Raw genomic sequence first — 19,303 nt, 5'->3', positions numbered from 1 at the left:
AAATGTGGCGCGGATCGGGGCAAAAACATGATAAGAAAAAAATCTAGATTTCGGAAAATCAAACGTCTCTTAAGCGTGCTGCTGCTTTTGGCTATGTTCTTGGGCGCGGGGTTATTACCTCCCACCTTCGCCTATATAACTGCACAAACCCCTACTACACAAAGCTTGCCCAACGCCGAAAATTTAGTAGAACAAGGCAGAAAACTCTATGAAGCCGAACAATTTGCTCAAGCAATTACGATATGGCAACAGGCAGTAGCTGCATTCAAAGCTAGTGGCGACGAACCCCGACAAGCTATGACACTGGGCAATATATCGCTAGCTTATCAGCAACTGGAACAGTGGACGCAGGCTCAAAGCGCGATCGCCTCTAGTTTAAATTTACAGGGATATCCCGTGAAGCAGGGCAGAGGGGCAGAGGGGCAGAGGGGCAGAGGAGAAATTCCAATTCAAAATTTAGAGATTCTTGCTCAAGTTCTAGATATCCAAGGTCGTCTGCAACTGGCTCAAAGCAAGGCTGAAAATGCCTTAAATACTTGGCGAGAAGCAGCTGACATTTATACCCAATTAGGCGATCGCAATTCAATTATTCGCAACCGCATCAATTCTGCCCAAGCTCTGCAAGCTTTAGGGCTTTTCCGTCAAGCGCAAAAAACTTTAACTGAAACTACCCAGCTTTTACAAAATCAGCCCAACTCAGCGCTTAAGGTTACAGGAGTGCGGAGTTTGGGCAATGTTTTGCTTGCCATAGGTGACTTAGAACAATCGCGACAAGTATTAGAGCAAAGTTTAGCAGTAGCTTCCAAGTTGCCAGATAAACAAGCGATCGCCGATGTTTTGCTGAGTTTAGGCAATACAGCCCGCGCTCAGCAAGATTCTCAAGCAGCAATAGACTTCTACCAACAAGCTGCTAATGCTACCAAATCGCCAATCACCCGCATCAACGCCCAAACCAATCAACTGAGACTACTGCTGGAAACTAAGCGATTGGCAGATGTTAAAACATTATTACCCCAAATTCAAACTCAGATCGGTAACTTACCCTCTAGCCGAACGGCAATCTATGCCAGAATCAACCTGGCTGAAAGCTTAACGCAATTCAAACAAAAGAGCGCCACAGATAGCCCCTCATGGCTGGATATTGCTCAAATCTTGTCAACTGCCGTACAGCAGGCGCAAGACTTGCAAGATCGGCGTACTCAGTCTTACGCTCTTGGTGTCTTGGGGAATCTATACGAACAAAAGGGGCAGTTGACTGATGCCCAAAACCTGACTCAACAAGCCCTATTTCTCGCTCAAACTATAGATGCCAGAGATATTGCCTATCGCTGGGAATGGCAGCTAGGGCGTTTGCTCAAAGCTAGGGGAAATATTCAAGAAGCGATCGCGGCATACGATCGAGCAGTCAAGTCGCTCCAGTCTCTGCGCTACGATTTAGTCGCCATCAATCCTGACGTGCAGTTTGACTTTCGCGATCGAGTCGAACCAGTTTATCGGCAGCTCGTCGAATTGCTGTTGCAGCCGCAGGGAAACCAAACCAGTCAAGCAAATCTTCAAAAAGCCCGCGAAACAATTGAATCATTGCAATTAGCAGAATTGGATAACTTCTTTCGAGAAGCCTGTTTGGATACTGTGTCTCAGATCGACCAAGTTATCGACCAGAAAGACCAAACAGCCGCAGCGATCTATCCAATTATCCTACCAGACAGACTAGAGGTTATCCTCAAGTTGCCTCAAAAGCCCGTGCTGCACTACACGGCTGCTGTGGCTCAAACCCAAGTTGAAAAAACCTTGGATGCGCTCAGGCAAAACCTCATAGAACCCGATACGCTGGTCGAAGCTAAAGCCTTATCTCAACAGGTTTATAACTGGTTAATTCAACCAGCCGTCACTGACTTAGCCAAAAGTCAAGTCAAAACACTGGTATTCGTACTAGATGGTGCTTTGCGGAATATCCCGATGGCAGCTCTGTACGATGGCAAACAGTATCTAATTGAAAAATATGGCATTGCACTCACTCCTGGGCTGCAACTGATTAATCCCCAACCATTGCAAGAGAAAACATTAGAGGCAATAGCTGCCGGACTGTCCCAACCACGTCAAGGGTTTTCTGCCTTACCCAACGTCAAGCTGGAATTAGCAGAAATTCGCGCCGAAATACCGAGTAACGTCCTGCTGAACAACGAATTTACCAGCACGGCTCTGCAAAACCAAATTAATTCTCTGCCTTTCCCTGTCGTTCATTTGGCAACTCACGGACAGTTCAGCTCTAAAGCTGAGGAGACATTTATCGTCGCCTGGGATAAGCGCATATACGTCAATGAGTTGGATAACTTAGTCCGAAATCGAGAGCAAAACAGACCTGATGCCGTTGAATTGCTCGTCTTGAGTGCCTGTGAAACGGCTGCTGGAGACAAGCGGGCTGCCTTGGGAATTGCTGGTGTAGCTGTACGGGCGGGGGCGCGTAGTACAGTTGCTTCCTTATGGAGTTTAAACGACGAGTCCACCGCAGCGCTCATGAGTGAATTCTACCGAGAGTTAGCAGATCGATCGCTAACTAAAGCCGAAGCACTTCGTCGCGCCCAATTGTCCCTTTTACAAAATCCTAAATATCAACGTCCCCTGTTCTGGGCACCCTACGTTTTATTGGGGAATTGGCTTTAGTAGTTGAACAGCACTCTACAATTGGTTCGATCGCCAGCTCGTTCAAACCAATGACCTGCAAAAGCTCTGCCCAAGAAGGATTATTCGGATTGCGACGACGCAGTTGGGCTGCGACAGTTAGCGCATCAAACCATAGACCGTTGACGGCATAAAGAGCTACGCGATCGCGCGGTGTAGCTTTCTCTAACTGCTCCTTGAGGGTAGGGTCGAGCGGGTTTATTTGAATCCACCCATCCACAAAAGCAGGCGGCTCTTGCTCCCGACAATAAATCTTCAAAAACCAACGATATTGCCGACCAACTGAAAGCGGTGGTGCTGTTTTCGGAAGAGACAGGCTGATAATTCCTCGGGTTTGGGGCAACGCGACATCAGTTTGATAAACCAACCCACCATCCTTGTTCCGCAACACAAACTTAGCTGGAACAGGTGCTACATAAGAAGTATAAAACCAAAAAGTGGGTGCGGCGCTGATTGTCGTGCCTAAGACCAATGCTGAATCGGAATAAACTGGTACTAGTGCTGCGAGCTGCTGCTTTTGGGTATTGCTTGGAAGCTGTCGCTCTAGATTAAAGCAGCCACGGCTTCCAGCTTCCGATCGCTGACCTGGTTCCCCGATGTCCTCTGGTGGAGGTGGTGCAGCAAAAGTCAACGAGCCGTGTGATTTCCTGCTAGGGTCTGGACTCTGGTTTTGTCCAGATAGAGAGTTTAAAGGTTGTGCTTGCACTTGCGTACAGCTAAGGATTGCACAGCTAATCGCGAGGGTAAGTTTAATCTTTTGCACGGGCAACATAACTATTAGCCGTACCCATCGACACAACTTTACTTTGTATAGAGATTTATACACCCCATAATTTTAAGGTGAATGCAACAATTTAACGAAGAAATTTTTCACATAAGGATGTTAGTAGTTTTGTCAGTCAATCAAAGTCATGCTTCTGCCGTTGAAGAAAACAGTCGTCCCTCTTGTAAAGCAAGGTAGACTGTCACAGTGCTACCAGTACCTACTAAAACTAAGGCTGATGGCACAAAGGGAACCCAATAGCCGTGGCTGAAGAAAACTAAGCAAAGACCCCATAAAACACCCAGTGCACTTCCACCCGCTAGTATAAGGTATAGCCCAGACCTACAGGCAAAGGCGATCGCAGCTCCAACCGCAGACCAACCCCAAATCCATAAGACTTCGCCCCAAATATACCAAACTGAAATTAAAGGTCGCCCATCTTTAACTGCACTGACGATTTGACTGACCATTTGCGCTTGTACGATAACCCCTGGCATTTCCTGATAAAATCCTGGCTGGGCGCTATAAGGCGTAGGTATATAATCGTGGGCGCTTTGAGCAGTGACACCGATGAGGACGATTCGATCTTTCACTTCCTCCGGCTTCACCGCACCACGAAGAAGATCGCTCAGCGTCACTGTTGGCGCAATTTCTAAAGGAGAATGGCGGTAAGAGCGGTAGTTGAGCAAGACTTGATAGCCCCATGCATCTACTTGTTGGTAGCCACCCATACGCGATCGCAAACGTTGGAAAACGACATCACCTAATACCAAATCTCCTCTGGCGTTATACTTGGCAGAAATGCCCGATCGCTCTAAGTAGTGAAACGCTAGTTGGGCGCTTAGGGCATAGGGTGTAGTACAAGGCGATGTCGGAGCTGGTTTCATTGCTAATAAATGTCGGCGTAAAACGCCATCTGAGTCTTGAATGACATCGCTAAACCCCAGACGCGCTGGCCCAACTTCGGGAGGGGGTGCAGTTCCAGGATGATTTTTAGCGCGATCGCTGGCTTTGCAGATTGCAAAGAAGTTACGATCGCGCAGGCGAGTGGCTAAAGAATCCCGATCGGATTTAACTGGGAAATCGCGATAAATATCCAACCCAACAGTTCGCGCTTGAAATTGTTGGAGTTTCTGCAACAGTTGTACTAGTGCTAAATCCGATATCGACCCAGTTCTTTGCTTTTGCTCGGGCAGTTGAAAATCATCCTCGGTGACGGTGACGATCAACAGCCGCGAATCTTGCCCTGTATCCGATCGCAATCGCATCAAGCTGTCGTAAGCTTGCAATTCCCACGTTTGCAATTCTCCCAGCAGCCGCACCCCCAATACGCTAGCTGTTATCGCCACGCTCAGAAGTAGCACCGTTGTTAGGTGACGGCTGTTGGACAAAATGGGAGGTGGCCAGATTGCTGGCGTGACAGCGGGATTTTGGCAAATGACTGGCAACCAGCTAGCACAAGGAAACTGAACCTCTAGATCCTCTTTTAATCGCGATCGCGCTTGCCGCATTGCTAGATAAAGCGATTTTCTACCCGCTAAAGCTTCCAGCAGGTACTTTAAAAACCTTTGCGCTACCAAGTCCGGTACGGGTTCTCGCATGACAATGACTTGCGGAATTTGGGCTTTTTGTAGCCCAGATGCCAATCCCAATCCGTCGCAGGAGTTGAAAATTGCTAAATGTAGTCCACCCGCAACGGCATTGCTCAAAGCCCTGCTAAACTCCTCAATTGTTAAGCTTTCTGTCTCGTTAATGTAAATTCGTCCGCTGTCTCCCTCGGTGCTGCTATGACCGGCAAAAAAGAGAATATCCCAAGAGCACCCCCACAAATGGTCTTTAATTTCCTGAGAGTCCGGGTTTTCGAGAAATGTTGTTTTAGTATATGGTAAACTTTCCAATAACTGCCGATCTGCTTGGATATCGATCCCCGTACTCTTACCCAAAATCGCTAGAATTCTGACGGATTTTCGCGTCAAAAACTTTTTTGATGTAGGCGGTGATTCATAGTTTGGGAAACTCAAGGCGACTTCCACTTTGGGCGACTGCTCGACTAAATCCCACAGCAACCAGGGAATCTTTCGCAATTGAATCGAACGAGTACTGATGAGTAATCGCACCTCGTCTTTGGGAAACTTGAGATGTGGCAGTAAATTATCTCGGATAGAATCAAAGGACTCCGATCGCAGCCAAGAGTTCAGTTGCGCTCGCAGTAGATCTTCTAATTGCCGACAATCTTCGCGTCGCTGGCTTATTGAGCCGTCGTAGACGATTTGTTTTGCTTTAATGCGAGCCGACTGACCCAAGCTGCGATAAGCTGAATGCCAGCGATCGTATGTCACGAGTAAATTGGTCGCTGGAGGCAACTGTCCTGTAACTTCTATAAAGGGACGAGCGTTCTGTTCGCCAATTTCCAGCGTCACGCTAACGCCTTGTTCTAAACTGCCATCTAGCTTTAAAATAACTAACTTGCTCACTGCCTACGTGCCTTTGTCAGCTTGCTATGCTTCTCATGTTTAAATGATAAAATCCTCGATCGCGATCGCCTCTCCCAAAGCTAGCTTAACGCTAAAATATTCTCCCGATTCAGCACCAAACTGCAATTGAATATTCTTATTTGTATTCCTAGAAGAGGCTTCCATCACAGCCACTCCTGCAAAATCCAGCACCGACACCTGAAGATTTGACGGTAGATAAGTCTGTCCGCTTGTCGGATGCACTTCTACAAAAATGTCCATCTCTCGCGAGTTTTCTGGATTGACGGCAACGACTAGAACCACCGATTGAGAGATCGTCTGTTTGCCTAAGTCGATCTTCTTGCCCCTACTCGCACTTGCATTTCTGGCATTCCTCCAAGCTGGCTCGGCTATTTGAAGCTCTAAAACAGTTGAAATTTCCTGCCAACCCGCCTCAAAAATATTGTCCAACCATTGTTTCAAATTAATGCGATTTTTACTGACAGCAGGCGATCGACTAGATAGTTTAGCTTGTCGAGCTTGAGAAAGGTCTTCTAAGTACTCTAGCAATTTCTCTAGAGGTTGCAGTTGAACGATTGATAGTGATTCGGTCGATACCTGCTTAACAAACCCTAATATTGTTGCTTCTCGAAATGATTCATGAATTTGCACGATGACATAACCAATTCGGCTTGACTGGACTTCAGGTGGTATGTAAATAAATTGCGTATTTGCTAATACCGGACGGCATTCTAAATCTCCCAAATTTTTCAAGCGCAGAGCGGCTGTATCCGTCAGCGTCTGTTGCACGGGATTCCAACTGTCGCTGTTCTCCAAGAGAGTTTCAAATCCCATGCATTCTAGATAGAAATTTACAAAAGATACAGCCAAGGTGTTGAGACGAACTTGTTCGCCTTTCTCGGGTGTAGCTTGCTGTCTGGAGAACTGTTCGGCTCGCTCTCGCTCTTTTGGAGATATAGGTGCTGTGAAGGTGGAAAGAACTCTCATGGCATTCATAATTTTTTGTCTACTTGATTAGCAATTTGTAGTTTGTATATTCTCTCGGATTTGAGGAGCAAATTTTTTCAGGCAGCGGCGGTAAAAGTTATGTAATCTTGTAATTCCAATTCCCCACTCTGTCGATATATCTTGCCAAGAAACTCCTGAATACCTTCTTCTAGCTATTGCTTGAAAATTTGCTTCAGGGCGCTCTTTTATATGTTTTCTGGTAAAAATTCTGTCTGGATCGGATTCTATGTATTGTCTGACTTGCTCGAATAGTGATACAGACTCAGATGACGATAAATTCTCCAGATGAGAGCTTTCGAGATTGATTTCGTTCGGTTTGCCAATATTTTTCGGAATAGCTTCGGGAAAAAAACGTTTGGTTAGTAGCATATTTACCCAAGCCATAACTTCGCCACGCTCTGGATTATAGTTATGAATATTGTCATCCCGACAAAGATAAAAGAAGAGATTTTGTACTGCTTCTTCATAAATATCTTCGTAAGCTAGTTGAAATCGACCTTTGTAGGGACGACAAAGTTTACCCGATTGCCAGATAGCGTTGACGAGCTGACTTAAGGCTGTCCGCCGCCCCTTAGTCGCGTGTGAGTGTTGCTGGGCAAGCAGTATTAGTTCTTTGAGTTGTGCATCCAGCGCTTGTCGCGAATCGTTGGTCATTTCAAGCTGCGAATATCGCCAAAGTAAATTACTTATCCCTATCTCTGAGATACCAGCGCTACTTTTACACGCATTGTTACAAATTGTTACAAAACTTTTCTGTTGGGGATAGACTTCCGATCCTAGTAGGTAGTCTCAATTTGTATAGACAGAGTACGGTCAATACTCTGCAAACGCAAAAATATTTGTAGATAAGTTTATTTTATAAAATTTATTTTAAATAAAACTATTTGATAAAATTTAGCTTTTTAGTAAAGCCTTTAACGCTTTCTTGGCTACTTCTTCTGCACGACTTGATGTAACTTTTTGATAGCGTAATGTCGTCTGGATGTTAGTATGCCCCATCAGCGCTCTCAATTCTTCAATCCCCATCAGCCCCACCCGTTCGGTGGCAAACGTATGCCTCAAATCGTGTAGACGGCAGCCTTTTAGCTCTAATCTCTGCTGCGTGGTTCGGCTCCAATCTTCATAAGCAGTACGGTAAGACAGCCTAGAGACTTCTTTTGTGAAGGGATTTTGAGCAGTGAATAGGGCAGGTGAATCTTGATGCCGATAGAGTCTAAGATATTTCTCTAGTACAGTAGCTAAGTCCTCACCATAGAAGCACCACCTTTGCTTGTTTCCTTTACCCACTACTTGGAATTTGTATTCTTTTAAGTCTATTTGTTCTAGATCTAGAGCTAAGGCTTCTGCAATTCTTGCTCCAGTTCGATGTAGTAGGAGTACCAGTGTGTGTAGCCTGGAGTTGGGTTCTAACAAACTGTAAAAAATCTTAAGTTGCTGTGGATTTAGATAGTGAATCACTTCATCACTATTGTGTTCGCCCTTTTCACGATCTGGCTTGCGGCGTTTGAGGCGGGCGATTGGGTTGGATTCAATATAGCCTTGTTCTAAGGCAAAGTTAAGCAAAGATTGAATAATAGAGGAGTGGCGATTGTGAGTCGTGTAGGACAAATGAGTCAAGTTATTAAGGTATTGCTCTAGTTGTTGACGATTGAGCGAACTAACAGGCGATCGTCCGTATTGCTGTACCAAGGGAAGCTTTCTTTGACTCAAACGAACGAATTGTACTCTGGCTCAATCCCGAACGCTCTAAAAATTATGTAGCCACAGTAGCAAGAAACACATTCATACTTTATCACTTATCTAAAATAAGATAACTCAGATGAGCTAGCTAATCATATACTTTTATAAGTGACTTTGTTACTTACTTTTATGTTTATTTCTGAAACTGATAAACTACCAGCTCAAGGTGAAAAGCTGACAGAGTACGTCCGGCGAGTTAGAACTGCGCTTGGAATGAGTCAAGCCGAATAAGCTCACAAAGCGGGTATTCACTTACAAAGTGTAGGCAAGATTGAGAAAGGATTGACAACTCGCCTCAACTCCAAGTCACTAACAGGATTGTCGAGAGCTTTGCAGATTTCAGAAGAGTATTTGGAGGCAGTATGTCGAGGAATGCCAGTAGCAGCGGTACAGCAGTTGAAAATTTGCCCTAACTGTTGGACACCAGGAACCCAAGCCGAACTCATGTGGTTAAATCCACGCTCTCTTTTTTGTTTTGCTTGTGGGACGCAACTGCGCGATCGCTGCGTTAGTTGTAACGAACTCATAGTGTCAATCAAGTTCAGATTTTGCCCATACTGCGGGCAGTCTTACAAAACTAGCACTGTATCTGCAACCTGAGTGCTAAAGCGTATAAAGTTTTTAGCGTATAAAGTTTTTACCGCTTTTCTCCTCTTGTCTATGTATATACATGGTAAGGCATAGTAGCCATATATGTATATACATGGCTGAGGAGATAAGAAAATTGTCCGGTTTCTTATTCCGGTTTTTTGTTCCATTACTTGTCGCAGCCCTTTAACTAATAAAAGAAATTGCTCGTAGCTAATTCCCAATATTTGTTTGGTACGGAGTGGATATTTGTGAATATAATGAAGTGGATTTTTCATTATGGTAGACCAACGGTAGACACTCAATTTACCGTTCTACCATTTTTTTGTATCCAGATTTATATTTCGGACAGGTCTAAAGGATTCCAGAATCTTGCCTAGAGGTATTTCTGCTGCACCAAGAGTGACACTGAACACCAAGCTGATTAGCAGGATAATTATTCCCAGAACCAGACCTAGTAAAGGTGATATTTGTGGATTTTTTATTCCTTTAGGTAACGTTGTAGTTGCTTTTGCTATTCTCTTTGTTTCGCATCAGAAAACATTACCTATAATTTTTGGTTAACATTCATTTGGGAAAACAGAACTAGGTTAAAATCCTGCTTTTTGCTCCTTTTTTAGAATGCTTTGCGCTCCTCTAAGTGGGCTGTAATCTCCTTTCGGGTTCGCCAAACCGGACGCAATTGTTGACGAGCAAAAAGTGGCAGTTGATCGCTAACATGGGGCGAATTAGGTTGACTGGAATTACCATAACCGATGAGAGCCAATGCTTTGACTGGCTGAGAGAACTCAACAGCAGCAACGTAAGAATCACCTCCGGCTGCTTGAAAGCGTCCATCACCTGTTGGGGCGTAATTCACTACACGGAAAATACCTCTATCTCCATCACCACCATTAGCTGGTAAATCTAAATTGCCAGACCGCAATCGAAAGACATCACCCCAAGCTATATCTAGCTTTTTGTAAGCTTTTTCTACTTTTGCTGCTGCATCTGCCAACGCTTTCACTGCACTTTGAGGATCGGCCAAGCCGTCAGGTGTTTTGAATGGAGATTTCTCGTTCCAAGGAGTCTTAAACACCGTATCGAAGTCTATAGCGTCAACCCAGAAACTAAACAGTACAGCACCTCGACTATCAGCATCAGCTTTGCGATCCCATGCTGCTAAGACATGGGCGGCGCGGCGTGTTAATTCATCCTGTTGCTGTTGAGCAGCCCCAATCAACTCATCGAGAATCCTTTCGGCTAATTCCATCCGGGTAGAATGCTTGTAAGCAACCATTTCGTCAAACGAAATGCTTTCATCTTCAGCTAACATCCTAGCAGAACTCTGCGCCCGGAAATACATTGGTCCTCTTGGAGCCATGTAAGGTGGATAATCGTTTGCTTTGATAGCTAGTGGAGAAGTTGTAGTCCAAGGTGGATCGTTGGCATTTTGCAACCAACCACTAGCAGGATCGATGACTTTGGGCAAATCTTGGTAAGGATGATTTTTAGTCCACAAAGTTTTGGATGTATCACCAGGGATTATACCTTGCCAGTATATAAAGTCTCCTTGTTGACGCACGGGAACCTGACCGTTGAATAGGTGCATGATATGTCCTTCGCGGTCGGCATACATGACAGTAAACATGGAAAGTTGCAACCGTTGTAGTACCTTCTGAAATTGGTTGAGATTTTTGGCTCTAGCCATATCCCACCACTGGGCTAATACACCAGAACTGTCTTGCCCAACAACACGCAGTGCTAAAGTGCTATCTTTCTTGCTCACTACAGCCCCGTGAACAGAACTTTTGACTGTAAATATTTGTTCGCGCAACGAGCCATTTTTCTGCTTCACCTTTAATGGAAAGCTTGCTGTTTCAAAGGGGCGAACTTTGCCATCAAAAAGATAGCCATTGTTCTGCAATTTCAGTTCGTAGGCATCCCAACCATCATGAGTATTGACAGTGTGAGTCCAACCTAAATTATCGTTGAAGGCGATCGCTAATACGGGAATACCAACCAATGTTGACCCGTAAGCATCAATCCCAGGCGCAGTAATTTGAGCTTCGTACCATAATAAGTCTCCCCAAGGCAAGTGAGGGTTAGCTAACAGCATCGCCTTGCCACTAGCAGACCTTTTTGGTGCGATCGCCCAACCATTAGAGGCTGCTGGAGACTGATGCTGACTCACCTGTGCAACACTCCCCTGATTGACCACAAAAGTAAACAGCAGTAACCGTTGCAGGTGGCTGAGTACATCTTCTGGCTTGACTGGTAACACTACTTCTACTTCATCGTCAATTAAATTGCGATGTTCTTTGGCATAGGCATTAATCCCATCTGCAAAGGCATCTATGTAACTCCGAAACGCCGGGTTTTGGGCTTTATACCAAGCGATCGCTCTTTTGGGTACACCCATCGTTAGTACCCATTTGTCTGAATCTATATATTCCTCTCCCCAATATTCGGCAGCCTTTCCCCTTGCTTGTCCGTAAAGGCGCAACAGCAAGTTAGCATGACTTTGCGTTTGCGCCCACCCAAAGGCTTTAAAAGCTCCTTGGGCATTACTACCGTAAATATGGGGTATACCGTAGGTGTCCCAAAGAATTTCTGTACTTTTGGGTGCAGAGCTTATACTCTGGCTACTCACTGCCAACGTAAATATGATGCTCAGTAAAAAAGGTAACAGCCTTCTAAATTGTTTCTGCCAGCCCAAAGGACTATCAAGCTTAGTTTTATCCGTAAAAAACATTTGATTTGAAGTAAAAGATTAAAGACTGCGATCGCCCAGCAGATATCAGCAAAACAGCAGTAAGCGATCGCGGTAGGCTAGCAGCATTCCTGCTCAATAATTCAAGCGATCGTCACAACACTCAAGCCCAGCAGTGGCATAATCATTTTGCCACTAAGGATGTACTTGAATAATACCGCTAACAGTCAAGCCGGTAACTAAAAATGAACCACACAACAAAGAAATAAAATTATTCAAGTAAATAGGGTAAAGTTGAGGGCAAACTATCCAAGAGTTAAGATTTAATTTGTTTGTTTTCATGACAATTTGAATTCGCACTAAAATTAAATTTTTCCTTGTATTTTAAGTTTCAATAATACAAGTATTGTAGAGAAGTTAAACCCCTCTACAAATAGCAATAGCAAAGTTATAGAAGTATTAATTTTGGCTAGATAGCTCCTCCATTTTCTTTCGCAAACTTAGAGGTCTCATATCAGTCCATACTTCTTTAATGTATTCTAGACATTCTGATTTCAGCCCACTTTTACCTGCATCTCTCCAACCAAGAGCATTTTCTCTATCAGCAGGCCAAATAGAATACTGTTCTTCATGATTAACCACAACTTTATAAATAGTTTGGTTTTCTGTATCGGCGTTATTCATTGTTTATCGACTCCAAATTTGTCTATTTAGATTGCTTACTTCCTAAAAAGATGACATGAAAATTATGTTCAGATTTTACTACATCACCCTCTTTACCATAGATATAAATATCTGTAAATCCTACATTTTTGAGAGCTGTAATAACTTCTATTCGAGAATAGCCTCTTACTGAATTATTAATATCTAAACGTTGCCAAAATTCCTCTACTTTTTGAAAGATAGTAATTTTAAATTGACCTATTTTTGCTTCTGGGTTATAGCTATCACAACAAGCCCAGGCGAAATCGTCTTTTACATCACCATCTGAAATTGTACCATGCCAAGATTTATAAAAATCTTCTAAATTTAATCCAAACAGAAAAATTCCATTATCCAGAAGTGAATCATATACTTTTTTGAATACTGCTTGCAAATCTTCAAGAAGTAATATTTCATTAAGACCTGCATTAGCGCAAATCACTGCATGAAAAGTAGACGGCAAATTAAAAAATCTAGCATCATCAAGGATAAATTTTGCACTGGGGGCATTCTCACGCGCATATTGCAACATTCCTGCCGAAATATCAAGACCTGTTACTTGATATCCTTGCTCGCTTAAACTTTGTGCTACGTGTCCAGTACCACAACATAAATCAAGAAGGTTTGCCCCTTGATGAACATTATATTGTTGTAGTAGCTTTTCAAAAGCTGGCAAAATTGTTTGGCAGTATCTTTGACCCCAATAATCATTATAGATTTTAGCCCAAGGGTCGTATGTAGCATTAGGTTGAATTGTAACCATGTCCTTATTTTTCTATTGATTATTGAATTGATTTATCAATGTAACTTTTAAGGTAAAAAGCCACTTTCTCGAAGTTCCTTGATACTATCTTTCACAGCTTGAATAATGTATTCTAAATCTTCGTCAGTATGGGCTGTTGATAATAAACCGCCATTGGGAATCATAAAAACTCCACGAGAGATAAGATGATAAAAAATCAAATCCAAATTTCCTGAAGCAGAATCTCCAGAATCAACAGCATTTCCTAAGGGAACAGAAGTAAATATGGAACCACAGTTTGCCAAGCGAATCGGTACTTCATCTTCTTGAAAATAAGTATTCAGTTTTTTTACAAACTGAGAAGTACGTTCATTTAATTGTTGTTGAAGGGCATTACCTTGGCTTTGTAAATATTTAAGTACTGCTCGTGCAGCAGCCATAGCCAGGGGATGTTTACAGTAAGTTCCAGCAAAAAATGTTGTTTCTACTTGAGGAAAAGATGCGTCTCCATAGTTCCACATCCCACCGTCTATTTTATCCATGTAAGCTGCTTTGCCAGCGATAATTCCAATGGGTAAGCCACCACCGACAATTTTTCCATAAGTTGCTATGTCTGCTTCAATGCCAAACCATGCTTGCGCTCCACCTAGATGAATCCGGAAGCCGGTAAGCATTTCATCAAAGATTAAAGCGATGCCAGATTTTTGAGTGATTTCTCTCAATTGAACAAGAAAATCTTGCGGTTGTATATCTGGTCGTTCATCTTGAATAGGTTCGACTAAAACAGCAGCTAATTCATGTTGATAAGCTTTAATTATTTCTAATGATTTGAAATCACCATAATCCAAAACTAAAATATCTTGAGCTACGTTCGGCAAGACACCAGGAAAACGTGGAACTACAATGAATTGGTCGTCTATTTTCTGTCTTTTAACTAAAGTGCCATCAAAATGCCCATGATAAGAACCTGCAAACATGGCAATTTTTTGCCGGACTGTTGTAGCGCGTGCTAGGCGTATTGCTGTCATCACAGCTTCTGTGCCAGTATTACTAAAGGTCACACGTTCCATCCCTGTGAGTTCACAGAATAACTGTGCAACTTCACCAGCTAAATCTGATTGTGGTCCAATATGTATGCCTTGCTCTAATCGCTCTTGTATGGCTTCTTTAATAAAAGATGGATTATGACCAAAAAGATTGACTCCAAAGCCCATCACAAGGTCTAGATATTCGTTACCATCAATATCCCACATTTTAGAACCAGAAGCACGTTTGCCAATAATGGGATAGACCATTTCTTTGAATACCTTGTGAAATTCCATAGAATTTCTTCTATCGGCAAGTACAGAACGATAGACTTGGGTTAACTGCTTTGATGTTTGTGTTTTATTGATGTAACGGTCAATGAAATTTTCTAGTAGCTGTTGTTGAAAATTTAAGTTGCTTGTAGATGCTGAATTGGTTAATTGCATGGCAGTAATATGTGGTGAATTATTGGAAATTTAAATGTTTAATAATTTCTGCTTAGGATTTTCTAAAAAACCTGTTTTCAGCAGATATGACAAGTAAGTATTGAGTAACTTTTCATCCACTGGCGGGCAAGTAATGCCAGTATTAGCCAGCCCCTTGGTTGTATTTTGACAATCGAAATTTAATAATATTGAGTTATGATTTTTCGGCGCATTCAACAATAGTACAAGTGGAAATAATGGATGTTCTGGATGGTGTTCCGCAATGTTAATTAAAGCTGCTTGCCATTGTTGCTCAGAAACTTGTTGCAGTGAATAGCCAACGCTACGGAGTAATTTGATGAGTGTATTGGAATGAAAAGGTTGCGGATTTACAAAATGAAAAGCTTTACCAATAGATTGCTCTTGTTTGGATAAATAGACTATAGCTTTGCTTACATAATCTACAGGTGCTATGTCTTCAATCATATTGACATCTGGCACTTTCTCAAGTTTGATACAGCCGATGATTAACCTATATAAAAAGTCATTTTGATTGAATACTCCGGTTTGGCTGTGTCCAGAAACACGTCCTATTCTATATATACATACAGGAAGACCGCGATCGCGGGCAATGGTGACTAACTTTTCGGCAACCCATTTACTCTGAGTGTACCCACCAGATGGTACTTGATAATCGTCAAGGCTGTCTTGTTCTCGTACTACTTTTACACCCGAATAACCTTTAGCAGAAAAAACCCCATCAGTTGACATAAAATGCACAGGTTTGACTTTACCTTGAGATGCTAGTCTCAAAACTTCCTGGGTTCCTAATACATTTGCTGCCTTGAGTGTGGCGTATGGGGAAGCATGATGAACCAAAGCCCCATTATGATAGATTACATCAATTAACTCTGCCAATTCTTGAAATTTCTGCTGAGAAAGTCCCAAGAGTGGCTCAGATAAATTACCTACAGTTGCAATAATCCTAGAACTGAAAGAATTATCCCAAAGTAAATATGATTCGAGGCTATTTTTAATTCTGTTTTTGCCCTCTTCCAAGTTAGCAGCACGTACTAAGCAATAAATATCTGCATGAGTTTGTTGTAAGAGTTCATAAAGTAAAAACGATCCTACAAAACCTGTGGCACCAGTTAAGAAAATTTTAGCAGGCTCAGTTGGATACTTAATTGGTGCTTCAGGACGTATTGCAGAATTAAGGACAGCTTCGGCTTGCCAATTAATTTGATTTTTGGAAGTAATAGCGACAGTAGAATAACCCCTGTTTTCAGCCGTTTCAATACTTTGGGCTAAACTAGCAATTGTCGGCATTTCCCACAAACTGCTTAAAGGTAATTCTATTTGCCATATTTGACGTACTCGGAAAACAAGCTGTGTTAGTAGTAAAGAATGTCCTCCCAAGTCAAAAAAGTTATCTTCAATTCCAACTTGTTTAACCTTGAGCAAATCAGCCCAAATTTTCGCTAGTTGTTCTTCAACTGGTGTACGTGGTGCTATATAGGTTGTTCCAATATTGGAATCAGTCTGGTCAGCTATAGGTAGGGCTTTGCGGTCTATTTTGCCATTGGGTGTAAGTGGTAGTTTTTCCAATAGTACAAAAGCAGAAGGAAGCATATAATTTGGTAGACTTGCTTTGAGTAATTGTCGTAATTCTGGTATCAGTTCGCTATGATTTTTTAAGTCATAATTTTGAGTGCTAGGAACAATATATGCTACTAGGCGTTTATCACCAGGGTTATCTTCCCTAACTACAACTACACTATCTTGCACCATCAAATGCTGAATTAATTTGGCTTCTATTTCTCCTAGTTCGATACGGAAACCACGAATTTTTACTTGATGGTCTACGCGACCAATGATTTCGATATTACCATCACTGCGATAGCGTACTAAGTCTCCTGTTTTGTATAACTTTTTGTCTCCTGCTTTGTTAAAAGGGTTGGGAATGAATTTCTCAGCCGTTAATTCAGGTTGATTGAGATAACCTCGTGCTACACCTTGACCACCAATATACAATTCTCCGGGAATACCAATAGGAACTGGTTGCAGATAGCAATCTAAAATATAAGTTTGAATATTAGAAATAGCTTTGCCAATAGGTATTTCTTGGGTAAAAGTTTGCTCTGATAAATCACAAGTTGTAGCTACTACTGTGGTTTCAGTAGGACCGTAGCTATTGACTAGTCTAATTCTTTTATCTACACATTTTTGCCAAATTAATACTTTATCAGTTAATGCTTTTTCACCACCGATAATCACTAATCTTACAGATAACGGTAAAGTTAATTTGAACGCATATAACTCAGAAGTTAATTGCTGCCAAAAAGCGGTGGGTAAATCTAATATAGTCAGCGATTGGTGTTGGCATTTTTCTAAAAAGTAAGGAATTGAAGTTAACATTTCATCAGTTTGCAGTACCAAGGTTGCTCCCTGTACTAAACAAGGAAAAATTTCTTCGGCGGCTGCATCAAAGCTAATGGAAGCAAATTGAAGAATGCGATCGCTAGAATTTATTTCATATTCCGTGATTGCTGCTTGGGTGTAGTTAACTAAAGACCCTTGTTCAATCATCACCCCTTTGGGTTTGCCTGTTGAACCAGATGTATAGATTACATATGCTAAATTGTCAAGTTGGCTTTGATTGATAAGATTAGTTTGCGGTTGTTGTATGATTAACTCTGCGTTATCTATACATATAACTTTGGCTGAGGTATCTAGATTTGCTGACAAAGATTCCTGGGTAAGCAACACTGACACTTGAGCATCAGCTAACATATACGCTAACCTTTCTTGCGGATATGCTGGATCTAGTGGGAGATATGCCCCGCCTGCTTTGAGAATTGCCAATAATCCTACTATCATTTCTAGGGAACGCTCTACACAAATCCCCACTAATACCTCTGGCGCTACTCCATGTTTTCGTAGGTAATGAGCGAGTTGATTAGCTTTTTGATTGAGCTGTTGGTAAGTTAAATGTTGATTCTCGTGTACTACTGCTACTGCATTAGGTGTTTTTTCTACCTGTGCTTCAAATAATTGATGAATGCACAAGTCTTGCGGATACTCTATTTGAGTATTATTCCACTCAACTAATAAAGTTTGCTTTTCTGCTTCTGCCAACAAAGGCAAGTCTGACAGGCGCTGCTGGGGATTTGCAACTATACCTGCTAGCAAGTTGTCCAAATGCCCTAACATTCGAGTAATCGCATCATCATCAAAGCGATCGCGATTGTAAGCAATTTCTAATGACAACTCTTGGCTAGGTACGACTGTCACCGTTAAAGGATAGTTTGTCCGTTCATCGGTAACAACATTCAAAATTTCTAGATTATCAATTTGCCGTTTTGAAGTGTCCACCGGGTAATTTTCAAATACCAAAATGCTATCAAATAAAGTCATTCCCCGTGGTACTTCACTCCACCCCTGCACCTGTACTAAGGGGCTGTATTCATACTGAGAAATTTCTGCTTGTTGAGCCTGGATATGCTTGAGGAAAGCTACAACAGAAGAATTTGCTGCTACCTGCACCCTCAGAGGTAAGCTGTTAATGAACAATCCCACCATAGATTCTGCACCCACCAGCGTTACCGGACGACCAGAGACGGTGACACCAAAAACTACGTCTGTCTCACCACTGTAATAGCTCAAAAGCCAAGTCCAAGCACCTTGTACTAAAGTATTGAGGGTAATTTGCTGCTGACGAACGAGCGATCGCATCGCTGCGGTTTGGCTGGCTGACAGTTTGATTTGTTGGGCTGCATGATTTTTTATTTGGCTATGAGTGCTACTGTGTGATTTTTCAATACGTAGGTTAGTAGGAGCAGAAAAACCACTCAACGTCTGTCGCCAAAAAGTCTCAGCCTTTGTTAAATCCTGTTTATGTAGCCATTTGATGTAATCTCGGTAAGGACGGGGAGGCTCTAACTGTAATTCTTTACCTTGACAAAAGGCAGTATAAAATTTAAAAACTTCCTCCAGCAACAATGATGTAGACCAACCATCGGTAATTAGATGATGGGTGTTCCAGACGAATTGGTAAGTGTTTTCGCTCAGTTGAATTAACGCCAAACGGATTAATGGCGCTTGGGTGAGATCGATCCCTAAAGTGCGATCGCTCTCTAAAAAAGCTGCTAACTTTTCTTGCTGCTCAGTAGATGAAAGGTCTTGCCAGTTGTAATACTTTAAAGGCAGTTGCACCTGACGCAGCACTACTTGTACAGGTTCTTTTATACCTTTCCAGCAAAAACAAGTCCGCAAAATTGGATGACGCTCAATTACCTGCTGCCAAACTCTTTCAAAGACAGGAATATTCAGTTGACCAGAAAGGGTACATACTAATTGATTAAAATAAACTCCTGTATCTGGTGCAGATAGGGTATGAAAAAGTAATCCCTGCTGCATTGGTGAAAGAGGATAGAAATCCTCTACATTTTGCATACCCAT

Annotated in this window: 12 protein-coding genes; 2 read left to right on the top strand and 10 right to left on the bottom strand. The window is 42.4% G+C overall.

Annotated elements, in window-relative coordinates; all coding sequences use genetic code 11:
• The first annotated feature begins 27 nt into the window (after positions 1–27).
• The gene (locus tag CHRO_RS18295) at positions 28–2,664 is read left to right on the top strand and encodes a CHAT domain-containing protein (protein WP_051033258.1); all 2,637 of its coding nucleotides are present in this window, start codon (positions 28–30) and stop codon (positions 2,662–2,664) included.
• Here CHRO_RS18295 and CHRO_RS29775 read toward each other — a convergent pair.
• The 5 genes from CHRO_RS29775 to CHRO_RS18270 all read right to left on the bottom strand — a co-directional run bounded on the left by CHRO_RS29775 (position 2,606) and on the right by CHRO_RS18270 (position 8,637).
• Positions 2,606–3,388: a DUF928 domain-containing protein gene (locus CHRO_RS29775; RefSeq protein WP_181245351.1), complete on the bottom strand. Its 783-nt coding sequence runs from the start codon at positions 3,386–3,388 to the stop codon at positions 2,606–2,608. The two genes, CHRO_RS18295 and CHRO_RS29775, sit on opposite strands and share 59 nt — an antisense overlap.
• Positions 3,389–3,591: 203 nt before the next feature.
• Complete coding sequence (locus CHRO_RS18285; RefSeq protein WP_015155719.1) at positions 3,592–5,919, bottom strand: CHASE2 domain-containing protein; 2,328 nt, start codon at positions 5,917–5,919, stop codon at positions 3,592–3,594.
• 39 nt (positions 5,920–5,958) lie between these two features.
• Positions 5,959–6,915, bottom strand: a complete 957-nt coding sequence (locus tag CHRO_RS18280; protein ID WP_015155718.1) for a DUF1822 family protein — start codon at positions 6,913–6,915, stop codon at positions 5,959–5,961.
• Between the two features lie 18 nt (positions 6,916–6,933).
• Positions 6,934–7,581 (bottom strand): hypothetical protein, encoded by a 648-nt coding sequence (locus CHRO_RS18275; RefSeq protein ID WP_015155717.1) that lies wholly within the window; start codon positions 7,579–7,581, stop codon positions 6,934–6,936.
• 240 nt (positions 7,582–7,821) lie between these two features.
• Positions 7,822–8,637: a tyrosine-type recombinase/integrase gene (locus CHRO_RS18270; protein WP_219335952.1), complete on the bottom strand. Its 816-nt coding sequence runs from the start codon at positions 8,635–8,637 to the stop codon at positions 7,822–7,824.
• Between the two features lie 402 nt (positions 8,638–9,039).
• Between CHRO_RS18270 and CHRO_RS34830 the strand changes: the two genes are divergently transcribed.
• Complete coding sequence (locus tag CHRO_RS34830) at positions 9,040–9,267, top strand: zinc ribbon domain-containing protein (RefSeq protein WP_318265799.1); 228 nt, start codon at positions 9,040–9,042, stop codon at positions 9,265–9,267.
• Positions 9,268–9,871: 604 nt separating this feature from the next.
• On the opposite strand, the gene CHRO_RS18260 is transcribed toward CHRO_RS34830, so the two are convergent.
• The 5 genes from CHRO_RS18260 to CHRO_RS18240 form a co-directional block, all read right to left on the bottom strand.
• On the bottom strand, positions 9,872–11,989 hold the full coding sequence (locus CHRO_RS18260) for an acylase (protein WP_015155714.1): 2,118 nt from the start codon (positions 11,987–11,989) through the stop codon (positions 9,872–9,874).
• Between the two features lie 417 nt (positions 11,990–12,406).
• Complete coding sequence (locus CHRO_RS18255) at positions 12,407–12,631, bottom strand: MbtH family protein (protein ID WP_015155713.1); 225 nt, start codon at positions 12,629–12,631, stop codon at positions 12,407–12,409.
• Between the two features lie 22 nt (positions 12,632–12,653).
• Positions 12,654–13,412 (bottom strand): class I SAM-dependent DNA methyltransferase, encoded by a 759-nt coding sequence (locus CHRO_RS18250; RefSeq protein WP_015155712.1) that lies wholly within the window; start codon positions 13,410–13,412, stop codon positions 12,654–12,656.
• Between the two features lie 47 nt (positions 13,413–13,459).
• Complete coding sequence (locus CHRO_RS18245; protein ID WP_015155711.1) at positions 13,460–14,863, bottom strand: aspartate aminotransferase family protein; 1,404 nt, start codon at positions 14,861–14,863, stop codon at positions 13,460–13,462.
• A gap of 30 nt (positions 14,864–14,893) precedes the next feature.
• Entirely contained in the window at positions 14,894–19,303 is a 4,410-nt protein-coding gene (locus CHRO_RS18240) for a non-ribosomal peptide synthetase (RefSeq protein ID WP_015155710.1), read from the bottom strand.

Source organism: Chroococcidiopsis thermalis PCC 7203 (genome assembly GCF_000317125.1).
GTDB lineage: Bacteria > Cyanobacteriota > Cyanobacteriia > Cyanobacteriales > Chroococcidiopsidaceae > Chroococcidiopsis > Chroococcidiopsis thermalis.
The sequence above is the reverse complement of the archived record's forward strand: the minus strand, read 5'-3'. Positions and strand labels throughout refer to the sequence as shown.